This window comes from Desulfolutivibrio sulfodismutans DSM 3696, from assembly GCF_013376455.1.
GTDB classification, from domain to species: Bacteria; Desulfobacterota; Desulfovibrionia; order Desulfovibrionales; family Desulfovibrionaceae; genus Desulfolutivibrio; species Desulfolutivibrio sulfodismutans.
Genome location: NZ_CP045504.1, coordinates 3,079,184 through 3,103,964, shown reverse-complemented (window position 1 = coordinate 3,103,964; position 24,781 = coordinate 3,079,184). Strand labels below are relative to the sequence as shown.

Below are 24,781 nucleotides of genomic sequence, written 5' to 3'. Positions count from 1 at the left end.
GCAACAGGGCGCCTCTCCCTTTGGGCCAATGAAAAACGCCCCGGCGGCCATGCGGTCGCCGGGGCGTTCGAATTGCTTTTCTCATCGCGGGCGGGGGCGGGTTAGGCCTCCATGAGCCCCTGGATGCGCACGGTCAGTTCGCGCAAGCGGTCCAGCTTCTCGTGGGCGGCCCGGGACTTCTCCCGCTCCTTCTCCACCACCTCGGCCGGGGCCCGGGAGGTGAAGCTCTCGTTGTGCAGCTTTTTCTCGACCATATCCAGTTCCTTGGCCACCTTGGCCTCTTCCTTAGCCAGTCTGGCCAGTTCCGAGGTGAAATCCACGGCCCCGGCCAGGGGCACGAACAGGGCGCAGCTTCCGGCCGCCGCCGCTGCCGAGGCCTTGGGCGCAACCACCTCGCCTCCGACCTCCAGACGGTCCAGGCGAGCCAGGAAACGGATCAATTCCTCGCACGCGGCCAGACTGTCGGTCTCGGCCTCGGTGGTGGTCTTGACCATGGCGGTGAGCTTGACGGCCGGGGAGATGCCCAGTTCGGCCCGGATGTTGCGCACACCGACCACCACCTGGCGCAAAAGCTCCATGGCGGCGGCGGCCTTTTCCGTCCGCAGGTGCGGCCGGGCGGCCGGGAAGGGCATAAGCGCCAGATCAGGCTGTGAAACCCCCGGCAACCGGCTCCAGATCTCCTGGGTCACGAAGGGCATGATGGGGTGCAGAAGCGTCAACAGCTCGGAAAGGGCCGTCCACAGCGTCCGCTTGGCGGCGGCGATGCGGGCTTCGTCCCCGGACGCCATGTCCACCTTGACCATCTCCAGGTACCAGTCGCAGAACTCGTGCCACAAAAAGCCGTACAATTCCTGGGTGGCCTCGTTGAACCGGTAGCCGGACAAAGCCCCGGACACGGATTCCTTCACCGACTCCAGGCGATCCAAAATCCAGGCGTGGGCCGGACCTGCCTTTGCCGCCACGGCCAGATCCACGTCCGGGATGTCCTCGCCCAGGTTCATGAGGGAGAACCGGGCCGCGTTCCACAGCTTGTTCACGAAGTTGCGGTAACCCTGGATACGCTCCTCGGACAGCTTGATGTCCCGGCCCATGGCCGCAAACGAGGTCAGGGTGAAACGCAGGGCGTCCGTGCCGTAACGGTCCACCATGACCAGGGGGTCGATGACGTTGCCCGTGGACTTGCTCATCTTCTTGCCCTCGGCGTCGCGCACCAGGGCGTGGATGTAGACCTCCCGGAAGGGCACGTCGTCCCGGAAATGCAGGCCCATCATCATCATCCGGGCCACCCAGAAAAACAGGATGTCGAAGCCCGTGACCAGGACCGATGTGGGATAAAAGGCGCGCACCTCGGGGGTGTCGTCGGGCCAGCCCAGGGTGGAAAACGGCCACAGGGCCGAGGAGAACCAGGTGTCCAGCACGTCCTCGTCCCGGACAAGGCGCGACCCGGCGCATTTGGGACAGGACTCGGGGTCCGTGCGGGCCACGATGAGCTCCCCGCAGTCCTCGCAGGTCCAGGCCGGGATGCGGTGCCCCCACCATATCTGGCGGGAGATGCACCAGTCGCGGATGTTGTCCAGCCAGTCGTAATAGGTCTTGGTCCACTGCTCGGGATAGATGTTCGTGCGGCCGTCTTCCACGGCCTTGCGGGCCACGGCGGCCAGGGGGGCGGCGCGCACGAACCACTGCTTGGACACGAAGGGCTCGATGACCGTCTTGCAGCGGTAGCACTCGCCCACGTTGTGCTCGTAGTCCTTGACCGCCTCGAGCAGCCCCAGGGCCGAAAGATCGTCCAGGACGGCCTGGCGGCAGGCCAGCCTGTCCAGGCCGCGATATGCCTGCGGGGCCTCGTCGTTGATGGTTCCGGAACCGTCCATGACCGAGATGCAGGCCAGGCCGTGCTTCCGGCCCAGCTCGAAGTCGTTCATGTCGTGGGCCGGGGTGACCTTGAGGCAGCCCGTGCCGAACTCCCGCTCCACATAGGCGTCGGCGATGACCGGGATGACCCGCCCGACCAGGGGCAGGACCACGGATTTGCCGATCAGGTCCGTGTAGCGTTCGTCCTCGGGATGCACGGCCACGGCCGTGTCCCCGAGCATGGTCTCGGGCCGGGTGGTGGCCACGGTGACGAAACGATCCGTGCCCTGCACGGGATAGCGGATGTGGTAGATTTTGGAGGCATGGGGCGCGAACTCCACCTCCAGGTCGGCCAGGGCCGTCTGGCAGCGCGGACACCAGTTGATGATGTAGTCGCCCCGATAGATCAGGCCTTCCTCGAAAAGCCGCACGAACACCTCGCGCACGGCCCGGGACAGGCCCTCGTCCATGGTGAAGCGCTCCCGGGTCCAGTCCACCGAGGCCCCCAGGCGCTTGATCTGGTTGACGATGCGGCCGCCGTACTGGGCCCGCCATTCCCAGACGCGCTCAATAAACTTCTCCCGTCCCAGATCCTCGCGGGTCTTGCCCTCGGCGGCCAGGGCGCGTTCCACCACGTTCTGGGTGGCGATGCCCGCATGGTCCGTGCCGGGCACCCACAAGACCTTGCGCCCGAGCTGGCGATGGAAGCGGCACAGGATGTCCTGCAGGGTGATGTCCAGGGCGTGGCCCATGTGCAGGGCCCCGGTGACGTTGGGCGGCGGGATGACGATGCAGTAGGGATCCCCGGGGCCGTCCGGGTCCGGGGTGAAGGTCTTGTGCTCCCGCCAGTAGTCGATCCATCTGGATTCGACCTCGGCCGGTTCATACCCGCTTGGCAGCGCCTCGGTGGCCATGCTGTGCTCCTTGGGATTACGGCAATACGCATCACGCCGAAACGTCATCCTGAAGTCAGGGACGCTTCGGCGCGAAGGAAAGAAAACGGGGGGCCGGGCCTCAGGACGCGGCGGCCAGGCGGCGGGAACGCTTCTTGAGCTTGTTGATCTTGCGCCGCAACAGCACACGCTCCGCGCGCGGCATCGCCGCCCCGGCCTCCAGCTTCTTGGCCCGCAGGGCCTTGGCCTGGCGCTTCATGGCCAGGATCTGCCCCTTGTAGGGAGACACCGCCGGGCCTTCTTCGCCGCCAAGTCCCAACACTTTCTTGATGTCGGCCAGAAGCTCGTCCTTGCCCATGCCCGAAGCGCCGACGACCTGCGGCAGCTGCTTCATGGCCAATTCCCGCAATTCCTTGGCGGTCATCTTCTCCAGGGGCTTTTTCAGCTCCAGTTGCATACCTTCGCTCATATCCTTTTCGCCTCCAGGTCCGTATTCGTCGCCTTCTTGCGGCGGCCCGCGCGACGCGCGGGCGCTTGAAAAAAGCGCACGTATTTTTCGTAACACCGCCCGACAGGCGTGGCCGGATCCAGCTTGCCGAGCAATCCGCCCAGGTTCGCCGGCCGAACGGCCTGCGGGACATGAAAAATCGGACGCGCCTCCTGCGGCGCGTCCAGGGAAACTCGACCTCCTATCAGGTCGAACTGTATCTTGTCAAAAGCGTTTTGCCCAAGCCAGGCATTCACCCGGGCAAGCAACTCGGGAACGGCGAAGGTCATCTCCTGCATGACCACCGGATCGTCCACCCCAAGGCGCAACGTGCCCTCGCGATGCCCCAGGGGCCTGGCGTGTCCGGCCAGTTCCGCGCCCACCACCTCGGGCCAGGCCTGATACAGATCCACCACCCGGCAGGCCCGCCGGGCCTCGGGGCGTCCCAGAAAGACCGCCAGAAGTTCGGCCGCCTTCTTCATGACATCCCTGCGCGAGTCGTGGCGCGCCCGCGCTTCCGTGGGCGCGAGGGTCGGGAGGGGGAAAAAATTCGTGGCGCATGGGCGGCGCACAACGCCGTTTGCAGCAAGACATTTGCCGCCTGGGAGGCCGCACGGGGCAACCGGCGCATCAGGAAATGTCGTCCACCACCCGGCCGGTGTCGGATTCGATGGTGGATTTGACGGATACCGTGCAGGGAATCACGTCCGGGGCCACGGCCTGGGTCTGTTCCAGGGTCTTGACGTAGGTGCGCAGGGACTGGGAGGCGATGCTGTCGCTTAACTCGCTGAGCTTGGCCACATCCTTGAGGAATTCCAGTTGGCCTTCCACCAGTTTTACAGACATACGCGACTCCTTTCTGGAACCGGCAGACTATCCATTCAGACAGGGTGTTGTAAAGGGGCCTCGAAACGGGCGTCCCACGCCGCCGAACCAGCCCTCCCCGCCCGCCCCCCCCCGCAAGAGGCGGAACCACGGCACGCCGTCTCCAGCCGGTGCGGCCCCGTCCCCGGGCAACGCCGCATCAGGGCTCGTAGTTGATGCGGCAATACTTGATGCACTGGTTCTGGGCCATGTTCACCATGGACGCGCACTGGTTCATGACGCTGCCCTGGGCCAGGCTTGCGGCGTAGTCCCGGCAGATGTCGAGACAGCGCCCCAGGGAGCCGGGCTCCTTCTCCAACAGATCGGCTAAGGGATAGCAGATGTCCATGCTGAAGCAGGAACTGGTTTTCTCCCCGCCGCTGGCCAGGCACAGCCCCCGGAAGCTCGACAGGGACATGGTCTGTTTGCTCACGCATCCACTGCCCGCCAGGCAGGACAGGATCAGGCAGGACAAGATGAGGCAGCGCATAGGGGCTCCTTGGGGTGCGGGACCATCCGCCGCCGCATCCCGGTGGTTCAAAATTTCGGAAAATCGATGACGATGGGCTTGCCCGTTCGCCTGGCCGCCCCCCCGTCCATTCCCACCCGGGGCATGATCTCGGCCAGGAGCCCGGCCGCCTCGGGATGGCCGGGTTCGAGGGACAGAAGCGACTGCACGGCGTCGTGGGCCTTGTCCCACTTGCGCCCGGCCACAAACAGCCGGGCCATGGCCAGATAGGCGGTGGGCGTGCCGCCGATATACTTGACGGCCGCCTTGAGATATTTCTCCGCCGTGCCCGGCTCCCCGGCCTCCCGGCAGGCGTCGGCGGCCGCGATGTAGGTTGGGCCGTCCCGCCGGTCAGCCTCCAGGCCCTTGTCGAAAAAGGGCAGGGCATCCATGGGAAATCCGGCCTTCGCCAAGAGCATCCCGGCATCGCGCCACACCCCGGGGCGATCGGGATGGCGTTCGCACAGGGCGTTGAGCAACCGCCTGGCGGCCGGATATTCCCCCTCGGCCACGGCCTTCCCGGCCTGGCGCATCAGGCTCTCGGCCTCGTCCTGGGCCGCCTGCCGGGCGGCCAGCACGGCGGCCTCCCGCTGGGCCTCGGCCTTCCCGGCCACTGAGTCGAAAAAAACCGCCAGTTTTCCTTCCAGGCCTTTTTTATAGGCCACCCGGCCTGCGGCATCCAGGGCCGCCACCTCGGGCGCCCCGGCCATGGCCTCCACCAGCTCCCGCAGCCGGTATTCCAGCTCGATGCGTTCCCGGCCCACCACCGTCCGGTTCCCGTCCGCGCCACGCAGGGCCTCGGCCGCAGCCCGCAGCGCCCGGGCGCTCTCGCCCCGGCGTTTCAGGGCCAAGGCCCTGGCGGCGTCTTCCCTGATGGCCTTGGCCCCTTTTGCAGCCATACAATCTCCCCGCATTGCGGATGGTGGCATCAAGAATACATCCCATGAACGAAAAAATCCCACCCCTGCATCCGGCGATTCCCGCGCGGACATCCCTTGAGCCTTGTGCAAACTAATCGCACCGCGCTTTCTTTGCAAGACCGCATTGTTGCGGGCGGTTGCGTGTTGTTGCGCGCAGACCTCCTCCCCCGGGCGGCGACGGCCAAACACCCATGCCCCGGCGGCGCCCCCGGCCCCGCCTTTCCCATCCGTCGGCCTTGACCGTCGCCGCCGTTCCCGGCACAAGGCGTTTTTCGGCGGCGAGAAGCCCCCGTTCGTCCACCCGGCGGCCGCTGGCGGGCGCGCCCTTGACGTGTGCCGGGAATCCCCCTATTTTTTTCACCATGCGGCAAACTCCGCCCGCCGCACACCAAGCAGATGAAGACACACCCGAACCCCGTGGACGGGGCCACCACCTGCGCTTCACCCGAGGACCATCCCTACGCGGCTGCGCTGGTGGCCAGGCAGCCTGTTTTCGACAAGTCCAAAAAGGTTCGCGGCTACGAATTGCTCTTCCGGGACACCCTGGACTCGGCCTGCGCCAGCTTTGAAGATCATTGCCTGGCCACCATGAAGGTCATCGCCGACGCCTACGTCTGTCTCGGGCCGGATATGGCGGCAGCGCCAAAAATCATGGTCAATTTCAGCCGGGCGGGCATCCTGAGCCAACTCCCCTACGCCCTGCCGCCGGGGCGCACGGTGGTCGAATTCGGGGAGTGTTTCCTGCCGGACAAGGATCTTTTGGCCGCCATCCACAAGCTCAAATCCGACGGCTACCAGATGTGCCTGGACGGATTCCGGGAAACCGGCGGCTGCGAGCCGCTTTTGGCCCTGGCCGACATCATCAAGGTGGACGTGCTGGACCAACCCCCGGGCGAGGTGGCGGACATCCTCGACCTGGTGGGCAAAAACGGTCCCATCCTTCTGGCCAAGCGGGTGGAGACGGCCGGGCTTTTCGATATGGCCCGGGCCATGGGTTTTTCGTGGTTCCAGGGTTTTTTCTTCCAACGCCCTGAGCTGGTGCCCGGCCGCAAACTTCCGTCCAACCAGCAATCCCGGCTCAAGCTTTTCCGGCTCATCGAGCGCGAGGACATGGATGTCGGCAAGCTGGCCGAGATCATCCAGTCCGACGTCTCCATCAGTTACCGGCTCCTGGCCCTGCTCAACTCGGCGGCCTTCGGGCTGCCCCAGAAAGTGGATTCCATCGAGCGGGCCATTATCATGCTCGGCTGGAAACCCCTGCGCAACTGGCTGCGGGTGGTCATCTTCACCGATCTGGCCCCCCGGGGAAAGACCCGGGAACTCTCGTTCGCCTCGGTTTTGCGCGGGCGCTTCATGGAGCTTTTAGCCGAGGAGCATTTCTCCCGGGTATCGTCCTCCGGCCTGTTCCTGCTGGGGCTTTTTTCCCTGCTCGACGCCATGCTCGACCTCCCCATGGCCGAGATCGTGACTTCCCTGCCCATTGACGAGGAGCTCAAGGAGGCCCTGTGCGGCGAGCACAATGTCTATTCCGAGTGGCTCGAACTGGCCGACTGCTTCGAAACGGCGGATTGGAAACACCTGGACGTCTTCGTGGAGGCCCTCGGACTCGATCCGGCCCTGGTGGCGAAATGCTACCATGAGGCCCTGACCTGGACCAATTCCTTTTTCCTGAACACTCTCTGAGGCACTCGGAGCACCATGCCCAATTCTGAAGCCCAGGCCCCGGATCTCACGGACATCTCCATTTTGTACGTCGAGGATGATCCCGTGTCCGTGGCCTTGGTCCGCGCCGCCATCGCCGACAGGGTGGGGGCCCTGCATGTGGCGGAAAACGGGCGTGACGGGCTGATGGCCTTCGTGCGCTTCCACCCCGACGTGGTGGTCACCGACGTGCGCATGCCCAAGATGGACGGCATCGCCATGGCCACGGCCATGCGCGAAATGCGTCCGGACACGCCCATCATCGTCACCACCTCCCTGGACGACCCGGAGCTTTTACGCAAGGCCATCCGCGTCGGCATCGGCAGCTACCTGCTCAAGCCCATCAATCCGCAAGAACTGCTGGACGTGCTGGGGCGCCTCTCCGAAACGGCCCGCCATCGCCTGGAATTCGACAAGCAGAAACGCTTAAACGAACTGCTCCTGGACAGCCTGCCCAACCCGGCCATGCTCGTGGACCGTGAACGCGGCCTGATCCAGTCGGCCAACGGATTCGCCCATCGCCTGGGCCTTCTCCCGGGCGCATCCATGGCCGACACCCCCTTTGGACAGCTCTTTTCCCGGGCCGTGCATGACGCCCGCCTGGACGACTTCCACTCCGGAACCCATGTGGATTTTCCCGGCATCGACGCCTACGACCGCCTGTGGGACGTCAACATCGACCTCATCACCGAATCCCTGGTGCTGTTTTTCGCCGTGGACATCACCGAGCGGCACCGCATCAAGGAAGAACTCCAGCGGGAAAAGGCCTTCATCGCCGCCATCCTGGAAAATTCCCACGACGGCATCGCCGTGGTCGACGCGAAAGGCCGCGTCAAATTCGTCAGCCCCGGCATGCACCGCCTTTTCGGATTCACCCTGCCGGAAATGATTCCGCTTCCGGCCTGGGCCGGGACGGTCATCCTCGACGAAGCCGAGCGCGCGCTTTTCCTCGACCTGTGGCAGGGAGCGCCGGGTGGCGACGACGGCGACCACATTTTTTCCATCCTGCACAAGACCGGGGAGCGCCGCTTCTGCCGCCTCCAGATCTCCCGCATGCCGGGGGGCGACCTCGTCATCAATGGCCAGGACGTCACCGGCATCATGTTGGCCGAAGAGCGCATCCGCCATATGGCCCTGCACGATTCCCTGACCGGCCTGCCCAACCGCCAGCTTCTCCAGGACCGGCTCCAGACCGCCCTGTCCTCGGGGAAACGCCGGGGGACGGCCACGGCGGTCCTGTACATCGACCTGGACCGCTTCAAGGACATAAACGACGCACACGGCCACGACGCCGGGGACGAGGCCCTGCGGCACACGGCCGGGTTGCTTTCCCGATGCCTGCGCGAGGCTGACACCGTAGCCCGCATGGGCGGGGACGAATTCGTGGTGGTTTTGCCCGACCTGGCCCAGAGGCAGGACGCGGAGGAGGTGGCTAGGCGCATCCTCGAAACCCTGTCCCGCCCGCTGACCATTGACGGCCACAGCCATGTGCTGGGGGCCAGCATCGGCATCGGCCTGCACCCGCAGGACGGCATCTTTCCGGACGAGATTTTACGAAAGGCCGACCGGGCCATGTACGAGACCAAAAAGGCCGGCGGCATGGGTTTCCGTTTCTTTACGGAGCAGGCGTAGCCCGACGCCGGACCGCACGCCCCCGGGAACCGGGGGAGCGGCCCCGCAAAACATATCGGCCCGCGACGCGTTGCACGTCACGGGCCGATGCATCATTTATGCGGCCCCGGGGGGTTCCGGGGCTACTTCCCGCCGCGCCGGGGGGTTCCGGACAGACCGAAATCGTTTGGCGGCACCACGTCGTTGATGTTGAGCGCCCGGGCCTTGTCCAGGCTCTTTTTGGCGTTGGCCTCATCGCCCAGCCGCATGTAGGCGATGCCCCGGTTGTAGTAGGCATAGCTCAAATAATCCACGCACAGGTTTCCCTTGGCGATGGCCTCGCTCAAAAGGGCTGCGGCCTCCTGATTCTTCCCGGCATAGAGGGCGCTTGAGCCCTTGAAATACAGTTCCATGCCCACGGCGTCGGAGCACTTCCACCACTTGCCCTTTCCCGCAGCCTTGCCCCCGCGGGCCGTCCCCATGATCGCATATTCGGCGGCGTCCACCTTGCCGTCCTTGTTCACGTCAATGATGGCGAAGACTTCCATGGTCAGTTTGGGGTTGAATATCACTATTTCCTCAAAAATGACGCCTCCATCCTTGTTTTTGTCCACATTTCCAAACGGGGGTTTCTCCCATGCATGCCCCGAAGCCGCCATGGCCAGCACGAAGACAACGGCAAGACCAGCAATCGCCTTTTTCATGTTCTCCTCCTTCTTTTCGGGAATGTACCGAGTACGAACCGTATAGCCCAAATGAACGCGGCCCGCACCAAATATTACGGGAAAATTCCTCCGGCCAAAATCACGGACGCGCAAACGCTGTGCGTTAACGCAAAAACGGCTCCAGAAAAATCCTGGGTGTGACCTGCCGGGCACATCACCATAAAAAAGCGGGCCGTTTCCGGCCCGCTGCATGACGAAAAAGTAGCAGGGATATCTTCCTGCGCCGGTCGGCGCATGTTCAGTTGGGGCGGGGCACGTCTCCCGGGGCCAAACGGGCCAGGGTGTCGGGTTTGACGATGCGATCATTTTGTTCGGTCACGTAATATTCGATGAGCGACTGCCACAAGCGGTATCCGCCAGGCTTGAGATGCACTCCGTCAGAGGTCAATTCCTTGTTGAGGGTGCCGCCGGACAGAAAATGCGAATGCAGATCGACATAAATGCAGTTCTGAAAACGCCCGCACAGGGCCTCCAGGCCCTTGTTGAACTCCATGATCTTGTCGTTGCTCAAATCCTTGCGGTTCACCACGGGAAGAACACTTTGCACAAAAACCATGGTCTGCGGGGACTCTTTGTTGATGCGCTCCACGATTTTCCCGTAACGATCCAGGATAACGGACAGATCGCTGTGAATCTCGTTGATGCCCTCTAAAATGAAAATCTTGTCGGGATGCAAACTGAGGATGGACTGCAAAGAGGAGAGAATCTTCGAGGTGTTGTTGCTGACAGCGCCTTTGTTGACGACATCCTTGAAGCAGCTCATGTACTTCCAGCCAGCCGTCTGGCTGCTGCCGAGGAACACAACCGTGGCATTCGCCCGGCCTGCGCACAATGCAAAAAAAACGAGCGCCACGGCAAATACGCGGACGCATCTTTCCCTGGACATATCTTTTCGTGCCTCCCCCAGATATTTCGCAGAAAACCAACCCCCGTTGGCCTCTGGCGAAACCGAAAGTGCCTGTAGCACGGCACCCAAGCATTGGAAAGGGGGTCAGGAAAAGATATTTTTATGTGTTTTTCAGCATAGATACAAACGAAAAAAACCATGCTCGGGCCACCAGCCGCCCTACATCCGCAGGGGATGCGCCACGGCCACGCGGCCGTCCCTGTCCGGGACGTTTGACGCCCATGACGATCACGGATAGGTAAAATCTATCGGGAATGCAGGCACATCCCCGTGGGGACGCCCTCCGGCGCCGCCTGCGGTACGGTGGCGCGATGCCTGCCCCCCCGGAGGCATGGCGTGCCCCAGAAACGACAGACCGCGCGATCCCCAAAGACCGTGTCCCGCATCCTGGAGCTGTTCAGCTCCCTGCGGGAACTCACCAGCCTGGACGCCATTCTGGAGCGCATCCTGTCCGAGGCCAGGGAACTGTCCGGGGCCGAGGCCGGGACGGTCTTTCTGCGGGAGGGGGACCGACTGGGCTTCAGTTATGTGCAAAACGACCGCCTGTCCGGGGTGGAAAACCTGACCGAGCGCGTGTACCAAAGCGCCTCCCTGCCCATCGACGGTTCCTCCATCGCCGGATACGCGGCCCTCACCGGCCAGACCGTGACCATCGAAGACGCCTGGGCCATCCCGGAGGGCGCGCCCTACCATTTCAACATCGACTTCGACAAACGCTCGGGCTACCGCACCCGCTCCATCCTGTCCCTGCCGGTGGTCAACTCCCGGGGGAAGGTGGTGGCCGTGATGCAGCTCATCAACGCCGCCGGGCCGCACGGCAGACCCGGGCCGTTCACCCCGGAGGCGGCCGACTACGCGGCCCTTTTGACGCATCACGCCGCGGCGGCCATCGAGACCGGGCTCATGACCCGGGAGATGGTGCTGCGCATGGTGCGCATGGCCGAACTGCGCGACCCCTCCGAGACGGGACCCCATGCCCAGCGGGTGGGGGCCTACGCGGCGGAGATCTATCATGCCCTGGCCCTGGCCCGGGGGGCGGGTTCGGGGGTGTTGAAGCGGACCAAGGATCTTTTGTCCGTGGCGGCCATGCTGCACGACGTGGGCAAGGTGGGGATTCCCGACGGCATCCTGCAAAAGCCCGGCCCCCTGACGCCCGGGGAACGGGCCATCATGTGCCGCCATACCTGGCACGGGGCGGCCCTTTTCCGCGATCCGGCCTCGGAACTGGACGTCATGGCCGCAGACATCGCCGCCCACCACCACCAGCGTTTCGACGGCGCGGGATATCCGGCCTGCAAAGGCCCCCTGCTTCCGCAGGAATACCTCGACCAACCGGACCAGCCCGACGGCAGCCTGGCCCCCCTGGCCGGGCAGGACATCCCCCTGGCGGCGCGTATCGTGGGCCTGGCCGACGTCTACGACGCCCTGATCTCCCGGCGGGTCTACAAGCAGGCCTGGCCCGACGATCAAGCCAGGGCCCACATCGCCCGGGAATCCGGCGGACACTTCGATCCCGAGGTGGTGCGGGCCTTTTTTTCCCTCGGCGGGGTGGTCACGGCCATCCGGGAACGCTTTCCCGACCCCTGAGCCCCGCCCCGCGCTACTTCTTCACGGCCTCCAGACCGGCATAATAGGCGGCCAGATCCGGCAGATCAGCGTCCGCAACCTTTTGCATGATGGTGACCATGGCCTTGTTCGGCCCCTGCCCGGCCTTGTAAGCCTGCATCTTGGCCAGCAGATCGGCCTCGGGCCTGCCGTTTAGATCCCCTTTCTTATGGCACGAACACCCCTTGGCCAGGGCCTCGCCCTTGGCCGCATCCCCCGCCAACGCCGCGCCCGCCAGGGACAGGCCCAGGATCGCGGCAACGATGCATGCGCCACATTTTCCGGTCATACGCTCCTCCTTGGTTCTTCGAGCCGCAGGCGGTTTCCCAGCCGCCACGGTCCGAGGCGTCTGGAATTTCCAGATGACACGTCCATACACCCCCGCCCCGGGTCGGTAAACCCGCAAGGCCCGCCCTGAAAAATCCAAGACGACTTTCCTGTTTGCATTTGCCCCTGATCCGGCTAGAATCCGCCCCCGGACGGATCCTGTGGCCGACAAGGCCACCCCCCTTCCAAAGGACCAGACCCCATGAAAAAGGCCTTCCTGCTTGCCGCCCTGGTGATCTTCTGCCTGCCCGCGCAGGCCCCCGCCCTGGACTATGAGCCGCGGCTTGTGGCCATCATGAATAACATCGTCAAGTATTACGACAACGAGGCCCGCAAGCTCGAAGACGAGATCATCCGGCTGCTGCCGATTCACGACAAGGACAAGGAAAGCCCCGAAAGCGAAAAGCTGACCTTTCTGTTCCACACCCACCAGAAGGTCACCGTCTGCCTGACCAACATCCTGGACATCCTGTACGTCTACATCAAGCTCGGCTCCTATTCCGACAAAGACCTTAACGACTATATCCTGAAAAGAATCCGCAACAACGTCGTCTTCCTCAACAACATGCTCTATTTCCTTTCCCTCAAAAACCAGGAAATCGATCTCAAGAAGTCCTCTGAGGTGCAGAAGCTCTACGAGAACTACCTGTTGCAATTGACCACCGTCCTTTACGACATCAACCGAGAACTGGCCGCCATCCCTCGGGAGTAGCTCCCTCGGCTGGCCGTGGGACGCGGCGTCATGGCACACGGCGAACGGTACGGGCTTTCCATTCGAACCCAGCTCTTGAGCGTGACCGCCCTGGTCTGCGCCGGGTTTGTGGTCATGGCCCTGCTGACGCTGTATTCCTTCGGGCATATCCAGGAACTCACCCGGACAGCCATCCACCGGGACATGGCGGAGATGACCAGAAACGCCCGCATCGGGCGCAGGTTCTCCGAGAGTTACGCCGCCGTGGGGCTGCTGTTCAGCGCCTTTTCCCCGGACGAGGCCTCCCTGCGCGAAAAAGGGGACCGCATCGTCGCCTCCTGCCTGTCGCTTCTGGAGGAAAATCCCGCCCCCGAAATCAAGACCGCCATTGAGGGGTTCGCCCGCTCCCTGGATGTGATCCTTGAGGATCTCGTCCAGGCTTCGGGCGCCCTGCGCATGGCCGCCCAGGCCAAATCCGGGGCGCATCTGGCCCTGGACCGCCTGACCGGATCGATCCAGGACGCCCTGCCCCCGGACGGCCAGCCCCGGGAGGGGGACGGGAGTCCAGCCCCAGAGGCCCCGGAGGCCCCGAAGGCCAAGGAAACGCCGGACGCCGCCCTGGCCGATCTGCGGGAGAAATTGTCCCAGGCCGACAGCCTGCTCGGCCGCATCGATCCGGTCCACGCCGACGATCCGTCCCAGGCCCTGGCCCTCTTGGACGAGATCATGCTCAGCCTTCCCCATTTGGCGATCCTGGGACCGAACGTCGCCGCCCATGTGGAAGACACGGCATCGGCCCTGGCAGGCTACAAAAACGCGGCCCGCATCCTGCGCTCCTCCATGTCCGACCTGGCGGTGGGCATGGACGGCCTCAAGCATTCCAAGGACGGGGCCATGGCCGTCATGGAGGGTCTGGATGAACGCAACACCCAGACCACCCTGGCCGTGCAAAACGAGATCGCGGACATCATCGACTCCACCCGGCGCATGGTCTTTTTCTCCACGGCCGCCATGGTGGTCGTGCTGCTCATCATCATGGGCTTTTTCATCAAGCGTATCGTCAACCGGCCCCTGCAGGCCATTTTAAGCGGCATCGAGTCCCTGCGCCTCGGCCACCTGGAAACCCCGGTGCGCCTGAACCGCTCCGACGAATGGGGGCGCATCGAAGAGGCCCTAAACACCCTGGCCCGTGATCTTTCCAGCTCCTATTCGGCCCTTCGGGAGTCGGAAAAAAACTACCGCGACATCTTTGAAAAGGCCTCGGAGGGCATTTTCCAGACCACCCCCCTGGGCCGCCTCTACAGCGCCAACCCGGCCATGGCCCGCATCCTCAACTACGCCTCCTCCCAGGAACTGCTGCTCCAGGCCAAGGACATCGGCAAGGAGCTGTTCACCAGCCAGGGGGACTGGGAGGCCCTGGTCCAGGGCCTTTTGGCCGCAGGCGAGACGCGCGGCTTCGAAACCCGCATGCAGCGTAAAGACGGCCAGGTCATCTGGGTCTCCATCAACGCCCACACCATCCTCGACGCCTCCGGGGACATTCTCTATTTCGAAGGCACAGTGACCGACATCACCGCCCGCAAACGCGCCGAACGGCGTCTGGACGTGCTCATCCGGCACTTAAAGACCGCCGTGGTGGACCGCACCCGCAAGCTGTCCGTCAAGGCCGCCGAACTTGAAGCGGCCAACCGCAGCCTGACCGAACTCGACCACATGAAATCCGCCTTCCTGTCCTCGGTCTCCCACGAACTGCGCACCCCGCTGACCTCCATCCTGGGCTTTTCCAAGCTCATCTTAAAGGACTTCGAGCGGGCCTTCTCACCCGCCGCCACGGCCGACCCGGACACGGCTGCCCGGGCCGGGCGCATCGTCCACAACCTGGAGATCATCGCCAACGAAGGGGAGCGCCTCACCCGGCTCATCAACGACGTCCTGGACTTAAGCCGCATCGAGTCCGGACGCATGAGCTGGAACGATCTGACCGTCAATCCGGCCGAGGTGCTGGCCAGGTCCGTGGACGCCGTGCGCGGCCAGTTCGAAGGCAACCCCCTGGTGCGCCTGACCGTCTCCTTGTCCGAGGATCTGCCCGCCATCCGGGTGGACCCCGACCGGCTCATGCAGGTGGCCATCAACCTCCTGCACAACGCAGCCAAGTTCACGCCCTCGGGCGAGGTGCGCCTTACGGCCCGACGCCTGGGCGGGGAAAACGTCCTGCGGGTGCGGGTGGAGGATACGGGAGTGGGGGTCGCCCCGGAAAACCTGGAGCGCATTTTCGACAAGTTCCAGCAGGTCAAGTCCGGCCCGACCCTGGAGGACAAGCCCCGGGGAACGGGCCTTGGCCTGTCCATCTGCCGCCAGATCGTCAGCCACTACGGCGGACGCATCTGGGCCGAATCCACGCCGGGTCAGGGAACCCGGGTCACCTTCGATCTTCCCCTGGCCCAGCCGCAGCCACTGACGAAAGACGCCGCCGGCTGACGCCCGGAACCGCCCGCCATCTCCCGGTCTACTCCGCCAAGGCCCGCAAACTTCCGGCCAGTTCGGCCAACTCGCCCACGGCTTCGGAGGATTCCACCATGCCCTCGGCGGTTTCGGCCGAGATGCGGCTGACCTCGTCCATGGCCGCGCTGACGTGCTCGCTGGCCGCCGACTGTTCCTCGGCCGAGGCCGCGATGGAACGCACCTGATCGGCCGTGGCCGTGACCAGCTCAACGATATCCGTCAGATAGCCGCCGGACTGCTGGGCCATTCGCGTGCTTTCGCTGATCTCCCGGGCCGCGCCTTGGGTGGCCTCCATGTTCTCGGCGGCCCCGCGCTGGATGTCGGCCACGGCCGTTTCCACCTCCTTGGTGGCGGTCATGGTCTTTTCGGCCAGCTTGCGCACCTCGTCGGCCACCACGGCGAAGCCGCGTCCGGCATCTCCGGCCCGGGCGGCCTCGATGGCGGCGTTTAAGGCCAGCAGATTGGTCTGGTCGGCTATGTCGCTGATGACCCCGATGATGCGCCCGATGCCCTGGGCCTTCTCCCCCAGGCCCTCCATCTTGTCCCGCAGGGACACCACCTGTTGCTCCACGGCGGCGATGGAGGCCACGGCCTTTTGCACCACCTGGGCCCCCTCCTCGGCCTTGGTCCGGGCGCTGGCGGCGTTTTGGGCGGCCTCGGCGGCGTTTTTGGCCACCTCAAGGACCGCTGCGTTCATCTGGCCCATGGCCGTGGCCGTCTCGCCCACCCGGCGGCTTTGCCGCTCGGAGCCCTGGCGCACCTCGTCCACCTGACCGGAGATGCCCTCCAGGGCCTTGGCGATACGTCGCCCGACAACGTTGATCTCTTCATTGACCTGGCGCGTGCGCTCCAGGTTTTCGGCCATGGCCCGTTCGGCCCGCACCATGGCGGTCACGTCCCGGGCCACCTCCACATAGCCCAGAGTCCGACCCGAGGCGTCGCTCATGATGCCGCTGACGGATTTGACGAAGCGTGACGTCCCGCCCAGGGTGATTTCGATGATCCCGGACTCGGCCCCCCGGGCGTCGTCCTCCACGCAACCGGACGCCTCCCCGGCGGCGCAGGCCGCCGCGTCGCACAGGGCCGCCGGGAAGACGTCCCGGCAGGCCACGCCGACAAGGGCCTCCTGGCCTTTCCCGGCCAGGACGGCGGCCCGGGCGTTGGCCGCGATGATGCGCATGTCCCCGTCCACGGCGAAAATCGGGTCATCCACGGCGTTTAACATGTTCACGTAGTTGGCGTTGACCCGGGCGGCCTGGTCGTTGGCGTCGAGGATGGCGTTAAACGCCGTAGACAGGCGGCCCACCTCGTCGCGGCCCTCGGCCAGACGCAGGGAATGGTCCCCGGCGGCGATGCGCCTGGCGGCCTCCTCGGCCCGGCGCAAGGGCCGGGTCACGTAGCCGCTGGCCAGAAGGGCCAGGACGATGCCCACGGCCACGGCCACGCCCGCGCTCAAAAACGCGGCCTGGGTCAGGCGCGGGCCCATGCCGTGATCCAGGTCGGCGGCGTCCACGCCCACGGCCACATGCCAGTCCCAGGGCTCGAAATACCGCACCAGGGCCTTTTTGGGGGTCTCGCCGGACACGTAGTCCACCAGCCCGTCTTTTTGGTCCAGGAGCTTTTGCCCGAAGGGAGAGTCCTTGAGGCTTTTGCCGCGCAGGTCCGGGTCGTTGCTTTGCAGGATGTCGCCTGCGGAGTTGTAGACAAAGGCGAACCCCTTGCCCGCCACCCGGGTGGCCTCCAGGGCGGCGAGCAACTGGGGGCTCATGATGGGGCGGCCCACATAGACCACGGCCATGACCTTGCCTTCGGCGTCCATGATGGGCTTGTACGCCGTGACGTACCAGTCGCCGACCACGAAGGCCCGGCCCCGGTAGGTCTCGCCGCGCAGGCAGGCCTGATAGACCGGGCTCGAGGCGTCGATATAGGTGCCCACGGCCCGCTCTCCGTCGGGACGGCGCACGTTTGTGGACACCCGCACCATCTTTCCGGGAAGCACCTGGAAGATGGTGGCCGTGCCGCCGACCATCTTCTGCATCTGGTCCACGATCTCGAAATTTCCGGTGATGTCCTGATAGCCTGCGGTAAGCTTGGGAACATGGGCCTTTTCCTTTGCCCCGGTGGCCTGGTTGACGATCTCCATGGCCACGGGGCGGGTGCGGTCCTCCTCCACCTGGCCGAACCGGGCCATTTCCATGAACAGCAGCTCCAGGTCGGCGTTGACCTTTTCCTGGGTGATGGCGTTTTGCATCTTGACGGCGGACATGACGTCGGCGCTGACCGTGGACAGAAAGGTCTCGCCCATTTCCGAAAGCGCCGGAATGACCCGCCACTGGTTGATGCCGCCCATGATGGCCGTGGACAAAAGGGCCAGGACGACGCCGCCAAGGATGATTTTTGCCGTGAGAGACAGGGAACGAACCATGCGAGCCTCCGGGGGAAAAGTCGTGCCGGATGAAAGACGCCCGCTGCGTCTAGCAAACCTTGCAGGGAACGCTATCCTACACGGAGGGGAAATCTGTCAAATCTTGTGCGGGGAAATGCACAAATTCGTGAAACACGCCGGGCGGCGGGCACGGCTCCGGGCCCCGCCGCCGACCCGGACAGACCGGATCAGACCCCGCCAGAGGTGGCCATCCAGTCCCCGAGCCAGGGACGCTGCGCCTGGCGCAATTCCTCGAACATGTCCCGGATCTGGTCCAGGGTGCAGACGGCGGCGGTCACCGGATCGAGGGACAGGGCATGCAAGGCGGCCTCGGGGCGCTTTTCCAGGGCCGCCTCCACCACCAACCCCTGGACGCTCACGTTGCTTGCGCACAACGCCGCGCACTGGCGGGGAAGGCTGCCCACGGCCACGGGGTGCAGCCCGGTCCCGTCCACATAGACCGGAACCTCAACCATGCATTCGGCGGGCAGGTTCGCCACCAGCCCGTTATTGGGCAGGTTGGCGTTTACCCGGACGGTTTGGCCGGAAACCATGGCGTGTATGATCTTCGGTGCGTTCAGGACGTTTTCGCGCACCTCCACGGGTTTTTCCCCGGCCAACTGGGCCTCGATCTCGGTCGTCCCCGCGGCATGGACCCGCCGCTCCAGGTTCAGAAGATCCCAGCGCCGGGGCAGGAAGCGATTGATGGCCGCTTCGTTTTTGCGGAAATAGGGCACATAATCCGTGAAATGCCAGTGGTTCTCCGTGGACCACAGGCCGAAATGCCGCAGGATCTCGCAGCGCACCCCGTCGGCGGCCACGACTTCACGGTTTTCCGGCAGCTTTCGTATCTCGGGATACATGTCCCGACCCTGGTGCTTCAGGGACAGGATCCAGGACATGTGGTTGATGCCGCCGAAGGTGAATTCCACCCCCTCGGGAACGGGGCTGTACATGAGTTTCGCCCAGGCCTCGGGACTGTGCGGGTGCTCCACCCATGGACCGATGCCCAGATACCCGGCCAGTTGGGCCACGGTGTAGGTTACGCCGTAGCACAGCCCGATGGAGGTTACGGGCGAGGCCTTGCGCGCGGCCCAGACCAGGGGGGCCAAGGGGTTCGACTTGTTGATGAAAAGCGCCCCGGGACACAGCTTTTCCATGTCCCGCAGGATGGACAGCATGGGTCCGATGTGGCGCAGGGCCCGGAACACGCCGCCGGGTCCTAGGGTATCGCCCACCTCCTGGATCACCCCGTATTTTTTGGGGATGTCCATGTCCAGTCGCCAGGCCTCCAGGCCGCCCGCCTGGATGGCGCAGATGACGAAGTCCGCGCCGCGCAGGGCCTTTTTCTGGTCCGTGGTGGCCGTGACCCGGGCCTTGATCCGGTTCTGGGCGACCATGAGCCGCACCAGCCGCAGGGTCCGGTCCAGTATCGCGGGGTTGACGTCCTCCAGGACAACGGTTGCGCCGCGCAGGCTCTCGTGGGAAAAAAGCGAGGACAGCATCTGACGGGTGAACATGACGCTTCCCGCGCCGATGATGACGATTTTGGGCATGGTCCCTTATTCCCGTTTGGTTTTGAGCACCAGGGCGTGGACGGAAACCGAGACGATGATGATCAGGCCGTAGACCAGCCGGGTCCAAAACCCGGCCAATCCGGCGGCGATGATGCCCGCCTCGATGATGCCGATGATGATCGAGCCCACCACCGTGCCGTAGATGGTGGCCTTGCCTCCGAAAACCGAGGTGCCGCCGATAAAGACCGAGGCGAAGACCAAAAGCAGATACCCCTCGCCCTGGGTAGGCCACCAGTTGGCCATCTCCAGGCAGATCAGCACGGCCACGAAGGCCGACAGTCCGCCCATGAACATGAACAGTCCGTAGCGGGCCCGGTTGACGGCCACCCCCATCATTTTCGCGGCCCGGTAGTTGTCGCCTACAAACAACAGGGCGTCCCCAAAAACGTGGCGGTGCAGCACGTACCACAAAAGGACGGTCAGGCCCAGGCACCACAGGGAATGGGCCGGAATCACCCCGAAAAGACGCCCCACCAGGAGGTCATAGGTGGCGGTTTCCCGGACATCCACCAGATTCAGGGCCAGCCCGTCGGCCAGGACGATGGCCGCGCCGCGCCAGAAAAACTGGGTGCCGATGGTGGCGATGATCGACGGCACCCCCACCCCCACCACCAATATGCCGTTGAACAGCCCGGCCAGCACCCCTGTGGCCAGGGCCGCCGCCACCCCGAGCGCCGCACTGCCGCAGGCCGTAAACACCGAGGCGAAGGCCAGCCCGCTTATGGCCATGACCGAGGGGAACGACAGGTCCATCTCCCCCGAGGCCACGCAAAAGGTCAGTCCCAGGGCCAAAAGGGTGGTGAAGGGGATGGTGGATAAAAACGACAGGTAGATGCGTGCGCCCAGAAAGGTCCGGGGGCTGGCGATCATGAACACCGCCAGCAGCACGGCCAAAAGGATGGTGACCCCGATCTGGGGGCCGAAGGTCCGGACGAAGGAGCGGGAGGAGGCGGTCACGCGCCCGCCCGGCCTGAGGCCGCGTCCATGAGGGCCCGCAGGAGGCCCTCCTGGGACAGCTCGGATTTGGCGTATTGGCCGATGCACGCGCCCCGGTCCAGGAGAAAAAAGCGGTCTGCGGCCATATAGGCATGGGCCATGTTGTGGGAAATGAACAGGCAGGCCTTGCCCTCGGCCCGGACCTGGCCGATGAACTCCAACACCTTGCCCACCTCCGTAAGCGACAACGCCGTGGTGGGTTCGTCCAAAATGACGATGTCGGCCTGGAAATGCATGGCCCGGCCAATGGCCAATCCCTGCCGCTCGCCGCCGGAGAGGACGCCCACCTCGGCGTCGGCGTCCAGGCCCGGGCCGCGCAGGCCCAGGCGTCCGTGCAGGATGTCCAGGGTTTCGGCCCGTTCCCGGGCCACGTCGATAAATCCCAGGCGATTGGTCCGGTGCCGCCCCATGAACACGTTGCGCCACAGGGGTTGCCTCTCCCCCAGGGAGCGGTCCTGATGGACGGTCTCCACCCCCAGGCCCCGGGCGGTCTGGACGGTGAAGCGCCGGATGTCCACCGCCGCGCCCTTGATGCGCATCTCGCCGGAGTCGGCCGTGATCACCCCGGAGAGGATCTTGACCAACGTGCTTTTCCCGGCCCCGTTGTCCCCGAGAAGGGCCACCACCTCGCCCGGATACAGGCAGAAGTCGATGTCGCACAGCGCCGCCGCGCCGTGGAAGGACTTGCAGATGCGCCGCAGGGCGACAAGGGGTTCAACTGGGTTCAAATCGGCCACGACGGGACTCCGGGTTGGCGGGGTGGGCAGCATCGATGCAGCCGGAACCGTGGCCACGCCCCGGCGCCGCCGGACAGGCTTGCAGCGGCGCCAGGGTCGGGAGCCGTCGCTACCGCAGGCCCTGCTTGGCCAGGGGGGCGATGAAGTCGATGTTGTCCTTGTGGACGAATCCGGCCCCGGTCTCGATGACCAGGCCCGAGAAGCCGAACTTCTTGGTCAGCGCGATCTGCAAAACCGGCAGATAGCCCTGCAGGAAGGGCTGTCCGTCGCCCACCAGGTCCACGTAGCCGCTTTTGATGGCCGCCGCCGTGGCTGGAGACAGGCTGAAGCCGCAGCCGATGATCTTGTCCGGGGCCACCCCGGCGGCGCGGAAAAAGTTCTCCAACTGGCCGGTCAGGGCCCCATGGTCCATGAACACGACCTTGGTGTCCGGGTTGGCGGCCAGGGCGGCGGTCAAGAGCGGCGCGCCCAGGGAGGCGTCCTTGTCGATCTCCGGGGTGATCTCCATGTAGCCCACGGTGATCCCGGCCTTTTCCAGGGTCTCGATGATGCCCACGGTGCTCAGGCCCCGGGTGGGCTTGCTTTTGAGGCCCCACACCAGGGCCTTGTCGCCTTTGGCGAGCCCGAAGCGGCGGATGGCCTCGGAGGCCAGGGCGATGCCCCGGGCCTTGTTGTCCACGCCCGCGTAGCCGAAGCCCTTGGACTGGTTGGCGGCCGTGAGCCCGGGAAGTTCCGTGTCCGTGGCCGTGACCACGATGCCCTTGGCGATGGCCTCGTTGATCAGCGGGGCATAGGCGTCGTCGCCGGGATGGCCCATGACCACAATGCCGTCGGGCTTGGCGGCCAGGGATTTCTTGAAATTCTCCACCATGATCTGCGGATCCCAGTCGGAATAGACGAATTTCACCTCGCAGCCGAGATCGGCGGCGGCCTGGGCGGCCCCGTTTTGCACCACCGTGGCGTAGGGCTCGCCCACGGCCCCGCCCACATCGAAGTAAATGGTCAGCCCCTTGCCCGTCTGTTCCAGCTTTTCTGCGGCAAAGGCGGCTGTGGCGGCCAACATTCCCAGGACGCACATGGCGGCGATCGCCAGGCGACAACTATTGCGCATTCCTATTCCCTCCGGTGAAATGGATAGAAAAACATAATATATTAATATAACAGGAGATTTTCTGGAGGTCCAGCAAAGCATGAGGCAGCGGGGGCATCGCCTGCGCAACGCGGAGGGAGTCGGAACGGATTCAGCGGCAGTTCAAACGGCGGGAAACCTCGGCGGCGGGGAACTCCTTGACCATGGCCTCACCGCCCTCGCGGGAGGCGAAGGCGCGTCGGGCCTCCATGGCCCGGCCCTGGTCCGGGAAGCGGCCGACGATCACCCGGTAGCGGCGTTTGCTCCCGGCCCCCTCTTCCAGGACGCAGCCCGGATAGCCCTTGGCCCGGTACCGGGCGGCCTGGGAGAAGGCATTGTCCTTGACCGAAAAAAGCCCGGTCTGCAGCAGATAGAGCGTGCCCTTGGCGCTGGCCGCCTCCTTGGCCGGGGCCTTCCCGGGCGCCTTCACGCCCTGTTCCGGGGACGGCGCCTTTTTGCCCGTATCCGGGTTCTTCTCCGGAGCCTTTTCCGGAGCCTTTTCAGGGGTCTTGCCCGGACCCTTCTCAGGGGCCTTGTCCTGGGCCTTCTCGGGGCCCTTCTCGGGGCCCTTCTCGGGAGTCCGGAGCGTTTCGGCCGGAACTGCCGCTTCCGGGGGGACGCCCGCGACAGGCGGGGAGGCCGGGCCGGGAATCACGGCCGCAGGCGGCGCGTGGCCCTCGGGGGCAGTCCCTGGGGCCGGGAGGGGCGGTGCTGCCGACGCAGGGGCAGGGGGCTGACCGGGCGCAACGGGCTGCCCGTCGGCGACCGGGTGCTCCGGGGCGGCTGGAGCCGCCGGTGCGGACGCCGCAGGAGAAACGGACGCCGCAGGCGGGATTTCCGTGGCCGGGGCCGGCGCGGGGGCCGGGGTCTGGGCCGGGGTCTGGGCCGGGGTCTGGACCGTGGAGGAGATCGAAAGGGACGTCGACGCGACCGGAGGCGTGAGGGGAGGCACGGGCGGGGCCTGCGGCGGCCCGCCGACGTGAAAGGTCTGTTCGGCCAGGACTCGGCCGCCCTCGGCCAGGGTCAGCCGCCACGGGCCGGGCACGGCCTCCCAGGCGTAGACGAAGGACGCCACGGCCTGGCCCTTTTCCCCGATCACGGCCGGAACGAACCACCGTTGGGGCACGGAGTCGTCCCCCGGCGGGACAAGCCCGGCCTCGATCACCACGGGCGCGCCCGCTGGCGTTCCCTGGACCTCGAAAATCACGCCAAAGGCCGCCCCTGGCCCGGAAGCGATGACTGCGCCCTCCTGCGCCAGGCGATGGCGTCTCCCCGTGGCGGCGGCCTCCTGGGGGGAGGCGGCCACGAATGCGCCCGCCTGCCGCACGGCGATGCCGGTCACGGCCGGGGCCTCGGCGCAACGCCCGGGAACGGGGCCCGCCCAAAGGCAGGCCAGGACCAAGACCACGGACAGGCCGACCCCCCGGGAGGCGCGGTGCGCCGTCCGTGTCCGCCAAACGCCGCGCGGCAGGGCTCTGAAAAAAATGCGCCGATCCACGTCCGTCACGCCGCAGCGATCTTCTTTTGGGCCAGGGCCGACATCTTTTTGGCCGCAGCCACGGTGGGGTTTAAGGCCAGGGCCTTGTCCGCCGCGTCCCGAACCTCGGCCCACTTTTCCAATTTCGCCAGGATGATCGCCAGATTGGCCAACAGCAAGGGCTGGTCCCCGGTCTTTTTCTGCACATCGCGCAAAAGCTTCTCCCCGACCTCGAAATCCTTCAGCCCTCCCAAAGCGGTCATGAGAAAGTCGTAAGCCCGAGAGTTGTCGGGGTATTCTTCTATGGCCCGCTTGACGTATTCCAGGGAGGCCTTGTGCTGCCCGGCCTCCAGGAGCTTGGAGGTGATCAGGGGGAAAAGCCCCTTCTCGTCCACATACTCCTCCACGGCCGCCCGGAAGTTGCGCTGGGCCTCCAAAATGTTGTTTTCGGCCAGAAACTTCTGCCCCTTGATGACGAACTGGTCGATGCGCAGCTTGCGGGCGCGCATGCCCTCCAGGGTCTCCCGCTGGATCTCGGCCTCCACCTTCTTGTACAGCACGGCCACGTAGCCCGCCAACTTCTGCTCCTGGCCCTTGGCGTAGGGCAGGCCCTTGGGCGCAAAGGCGGCCACATGGGGCAGGCGGGAGAGGCTGGCGAACACGTCGCGAAAAAGGCCCTCGATGGTGATGCGCTCCGGGCCGAAGGGCTTGACCTCGCCAAAGGCCTTGAGCGCCTGCAAAAGGCACACGAAAACCCGCAGTTCGTCGTTTTTGGCATAGGCCGCCTTGGCCCGGCCCAGGTCTTCCCGAATGGACTTCCCTGAAGGTTTCATAGGCGTTTCCTT

21 protein-coding genes are annotated in these 24,781 nt (G+C 65.1%); 5 read left to right on the top strand and 16 right to left on the bottom strand.

Going from position 1 to position 24,781, the window contains the following annotated elements:
• Positions 1–101 precede the first annotated feature (101 nt).
• From GD606_RS14170 to GD606_RS14145, 6 genes are all read right to left on the bottom strand, one after another.
• Positions 102–2,768, bottom strand: coding sequence for a valine--tRNA ligase (locus tag GD606_RS14170; protein ID WP_163301803.1), 2,667 nt, complete (start codon positions 2,766–2,768; stop codon positions 102–104).
• Positions 2,769–2,868: 100 nt separating this feature from the next.
• Positions 2,869–3,216 (bottom strand): hypothetical protein, encoded by a 348-nt coding sequence (locus GD606_RS14165; protein WP_163301802.1) that lies wholly within the window; start codon positions 3,214–3,216, stop codon positions 2,869–2,871.
• Positions 3,213–3,716: a DciA family protein gene (locus GD606_RS14160; RefSeq protein WP_163301801.1), complete on the bottom strand. Its 504-nt coding sequence runs from the start codon at positions 3,714–3,716 to the stop codon at positions 3,213–3,215. The genes GD606_RS14165 and GD606_RS14160 overlap by 4 nt, the downstream gene beginning before the upstream one ends.
• 148 nt (positions 3,717–3,864) lie before the next feature.
• A complete protein-coding gene (locus tag GD606_RS14155; RefSeq protein WP_163301800.1) occupies positions 3,865–4,080 on the bottom strand; it encodes a hypothetical protein in 216 nt (71 codons plus the stop codon).
• Between the two features lie 178 nt (positions 4,081–4,258).
• The gene (locus GD606_RS14150) at positions 4,259–4,588 is read right to left on the bottom strand and encodes a hypothetical protein (protein WP_163303165.1); all 330 of its coding nucleotides are present in this window, start codon (positions 4,586–4,588) and stop codon (positions 4,259–4,261) included.
• Between the two features lie 47 nt (positions 4,589–4,635).
• Positions 4,636–5,505, bottom strand: coding sequence for a tetratricopeptide repeat protein (locus GD606_RS14145; protein ID WP_163303166.1), 870 nt, complete (start codon positions 5,503–5,505; stop codon positions 4,636–4,638).
• A gap of 417 nt (positions 5,506–5,922) precedes the next feature.
• Here GD606_RS14145 and GD606_RS14140 point away from each other — a divergent pair, with 417 nt between their 5' ends.
• Positions 5,923–7,209 (top strand): EAL and HDOD domain-containing protein, encoded by a 1,287-nt coding sequence (locus GD606_RS14140; protein ID WP_163303167.1) that lies wholly within the window; start codon positions 5,923–5,925, stop codon positions 7,207–7,209.
• Between the two features lie 15 nt (positions 7,210–7,224).
• Entirely contained in the window at positions 7,225–8,859 is a 1,635-nt protein-coding gene (locus GD606_RS14135) for a diguanylate cyclase domain-containing protein (RefSeq protein ID WP_163303168.1), read from the top strand.
• Positions 8,860–8,981: 122 nt separating this feature from the next.
• Here the strand turns inward: GD606_RS14135 and GD606_RS14130 are convergent, their stop codons facing one another.
• Entirely contained in the window at positions 8,982–9,542 is a 561-nt protein-coding gene (locus tag GD606_RS14130) for a tetratricopeptide repeat protein (protein WP_163303169.1), read from the bottom strand.
• 259 nt (positions 9,543–9,801) lie between these two features.
• The gene (locus tag GD606_RS14125; RefSeq protein ID WP_246298812.1) at positions 9,802–10,326 is read right to left on the bottom strand and encodes a GDSL-type esterase/lipase family protein; all 525 of its coding nucleotides are present in this window, start codon (positions 10,324–10,326) and stop codon (positions 9,802–9,804) included.
• 480 nt (positions 10,327–10,806) lie between these two features.
• Here GD606_RS14125 and GD606_RS14120 point away from each other — a divergent pair, with 480 nt between their 5' ends.
• Positions 10,807–12,057 carry an HD domain-containing phosphohydrolase gene (locus GD606_RS14120; RefSeq protein WP_246298810.1) on the top strand — a complete coding sequence of 417 codons (1,251 nt, stop codon included), beginning with the start codon at positions 10,807–10,809 and terminating at the stop codon, positions 12,055–12,057.
• A gap of 13 nt (positions 12,058–12,070) precedes the next feature.
• Here GD606_RS14120 and GD606_RS14115 read toward each other — a convergent pair whose 3' ends face one another.
• The gene (locus GD606_RS14115; protein WP_163303171.1) at positions 12,071–12,364 is read right to left on the bottom strand and encodes a c-type cytochrome; all 294 of its coding nucleotides are present in this window, start codon (positions 12,362–12,364) and stop codon (positions 12,071–12,073) included.
• Between the two features lie 240 nt (positions 12,365–12,604).
• On the opposite strand from GD606_RS14115, the gene GD606_RS14110 reads away from it, so the two are divergent.
• Together GD606_RS14110 and GD606_RS20795 are read left to right on the top strand one after the other, a co-directional pair.
• A complete protein-coding gene (locus GD606_RS14110; RefSeq protein ID WP_163303172.1) occupies positions 12,605–13,114 on the top strand; it encodes a hypothetical protein in 510 nt (169 codons plus the stop codon).
• A 30-nt stretch (positions 13,115–13,144) separates the two neighbouring features.
• Entirely contained in the window at positions 13,145–15,571 is a 2,427-nt protein-coding gene (locus GD606_RS20795; protein WP_163303173.1) for an ATP-binding protein, read from the top strand.
• Positions 15,572–15,599: 28 nt separating this feature from the next.
• Here the strand turns inward: GD606_RS20795 and GD606_RS14100 are convergent, their stop codons facing one another.
• The 7 genes from GD606_RS14100 to GD606_RS14070 all read right to left on the bottom strand — a co-directional run bounded on the left by GD606_RS14100 (position 15,600) and on the right by GD606_RS14070 (position 24,769).
• The gene (locus GD606_RS14100; protein WP_163303174.1) at positions 15,600–18,020 is read right to left on the bottom strand and encodes a methyl-accepting chemotaxis protein; all 2,421 of its coding nucleotides are present in this window, start codon (positions 18,018–18,020) and stop codon (positions 15,600–15,602) included.
• 188 nt (positions 18,021–18,208) lie between these two features.
• Positions 18,209–19,576 carry an alpha-galactosidase gene (gene melA / locus GD606_RS14095; RefSeq protein WP_163303175.1) on the bottom strand — a complete coding sequence of 456 codons (1,368 nt, stop codon included), beginning with the start codon at positions 19,574–19,576 and terminating at the stop codon, positions 18,209–18,211.
• Positions 19,577–19,582: 6 nt separating this feature from the next.
• A complete protein-coding gene (locus tag GD606_RS14090; RefSeq protein ID WP_246298809.1) occupies positions 19,583–20,554 on the bottom strand; it encodes an ABC transporter permease in 972 nt (323 codons plus the stop codon).
• Entirely contained in the window at positions 20,551–21,330 is a 780-nt protein-coding gene (locus tag GD606_RS14085; RefSeq protein WP_211922231.1) for an ATP-binding cassette domain-containing protein, read from the bottom strand. Before GD606_RS14085 ends, GD606_RS14090 begins: the two co-directional genes overlap by 4 nt.
• Before the next feature lie 109 nt (positions 21,331–21,439).
• The gene (locus GD606_RS14080; protein WP_163303176.1) at positions 21,440–22,441 is read right to left on the bottom strand and encodes a sugar ABC transporter substrate-binding protein; all 1,002 of its coding nucleotides are present in this window, start codon (positions 22,439–22,441) and stop codon (positions 21,440–21,442) included.
• A 130-nt stretch (positions 22,442–22,571) separates the two neighbouring features.
• Positions 22,572–23,966 (bottom strand): SPOR domain-containing protein, encoded by a 1,395-nt coding sequence (locus tag GD606_RS14075; protein ID WP_176629307.1) that lies wholly within the window; start codon positions 23,964–23,966, stop codon positions 22,572–22,574.
• Positions 23,963–24,769 carry a tetratricopeptide repeat protein gene (locus tag GD606_RS14070; RefSeq protein ID WP_163303790.1) on the bottom strand — a complete coding sequence of 269 codons (807 nt, stop codon included), beginning with the start codon at positions 24,767–24,769 and terminating at the stop codon, positions 23,963–23,965. The genes GD606_RS14075 and GD606_RS14070 overlap by 4 nt, the downstream gene beginning before the upstream one ends.
• Between the last annotated feature and the right edge of the window lie 12 nt (positions 24,770–24,781).

Coding starts and splice junctions, on each gene's coding strand:
- GD606_RS14160 (WP_163301801.1), bottom strand. CDS start 3,716: ATGAAGAAGGCGGCCGAACTTCTGGCGGTCTTTCTGGGACGCCCCGAG.
- GD606_RS14080 (WP_163303176.1), bottom strand. CDS start 22,441: ATGCGCAATAGTTGTCGCCTGGCGATCGCCGCCATGTGCGTCCTGGGA.
- melA (WP_163303175.1), bottom strand. CDS start 19,576: ATGCCCAAAATCGTCATCATCGGCGCGGGAAGCGTCATGTTCACCCGT.
- GD606_RS14125 (WP_246298812.1), bottom strand. CDS start 10,326: ATGAGCTGCTTCAAGGATGTCGTCAACAAAGGCGCTGTCAGCAACAAC.
- GD606_RS14100 (WP_163303174.1), bottom strand. CDS start 18,020: ATGGTTCGTTCCCTGTCTCTCACGGCAAAAATCATCCTTGGCGGCGTC.
- GD606_RS14070 (WP_163303790.1), bottom strand. CDS start 24,769: ATGAAACCTTCAGGGAAGTCCATTCGGGAAGACCTGGGCCGGGCCAAG.
- GD606_RS14135 (WP_163303168.1), top strand. CDS start 7,225: ATGCCCAATTCTGAAGCCCAGGCCCCGGATCTCACGGACATCTCCATT.
- GD606_RS14165 (WP_163301802.1), bottom strand. CDS start 3,216: ATGAGCGAAGGTATGCAACTGGAGCTGAAAAAGCCCCTGGAGAAGATG.
- GD606_RS14155 (WP_163301800.1), bottom strand. CDS start 4,080: ATGTCTGTAAAACTGGTGGAAGGCCAACTGGAATTCCTCAAGGATGTG.
- GD606_RS14170 (WP_163301803.1), bottom strand. CDS start 2,768: ATGGCCACCGAGGCGCTGCCAAGCGGGTATGAACCGGCCGAGGTCGAA.
- GD606_RS14145 (WP_163303166.1), bottom strand. CDS start 5,505: ATGGCTGCAAAAGGGGCCAAGGCCATCAGGGAAGACGCCGCCAGGGCC.
- GD606_RS14110 (WP_163303172.1), top strand. CDS start 12,605: ATGAAAAAGGCCTTCCTGCTTGCCGCCCTGGTGATCTTCTGCCTGCCC.
- GD606_RS14115 (WP_163303171.1), bottom strand. CDS start 12,364: ATGACCGGAAAATGTGGCGCATGCATCGTTGCCGCGATCCTGGGCCTG.
- GD606_RS14150 (WP_163303165.1), bottom strand. CDS start 4,588: ATGCGCTGCCTCATCTTGTCCTGCCTGATCCTGTCCTGCCTGGCGGGC.
- GD606_RS20795 (WP_163303173.1), top strand. CDS start 13,145: ATGGCACACGGCGAACGGTACGGGCTTTCCATTCGAACCCAGCTCTTG.
- GD606_RS14140 (WP_163303167.1), top strand. CDS start 5,923: ATGAAGACACACCCGAACCCCGTGGACGGGGCCACCACCTGCGCTTCA.
- GD606_RS14130 (WP_163303169.1), bottom strand. CDS start 9,542: ATGAAAAAGGCGATTGCTGGTCTTGCCGTTGTCTTCGTGCTGGCCATG.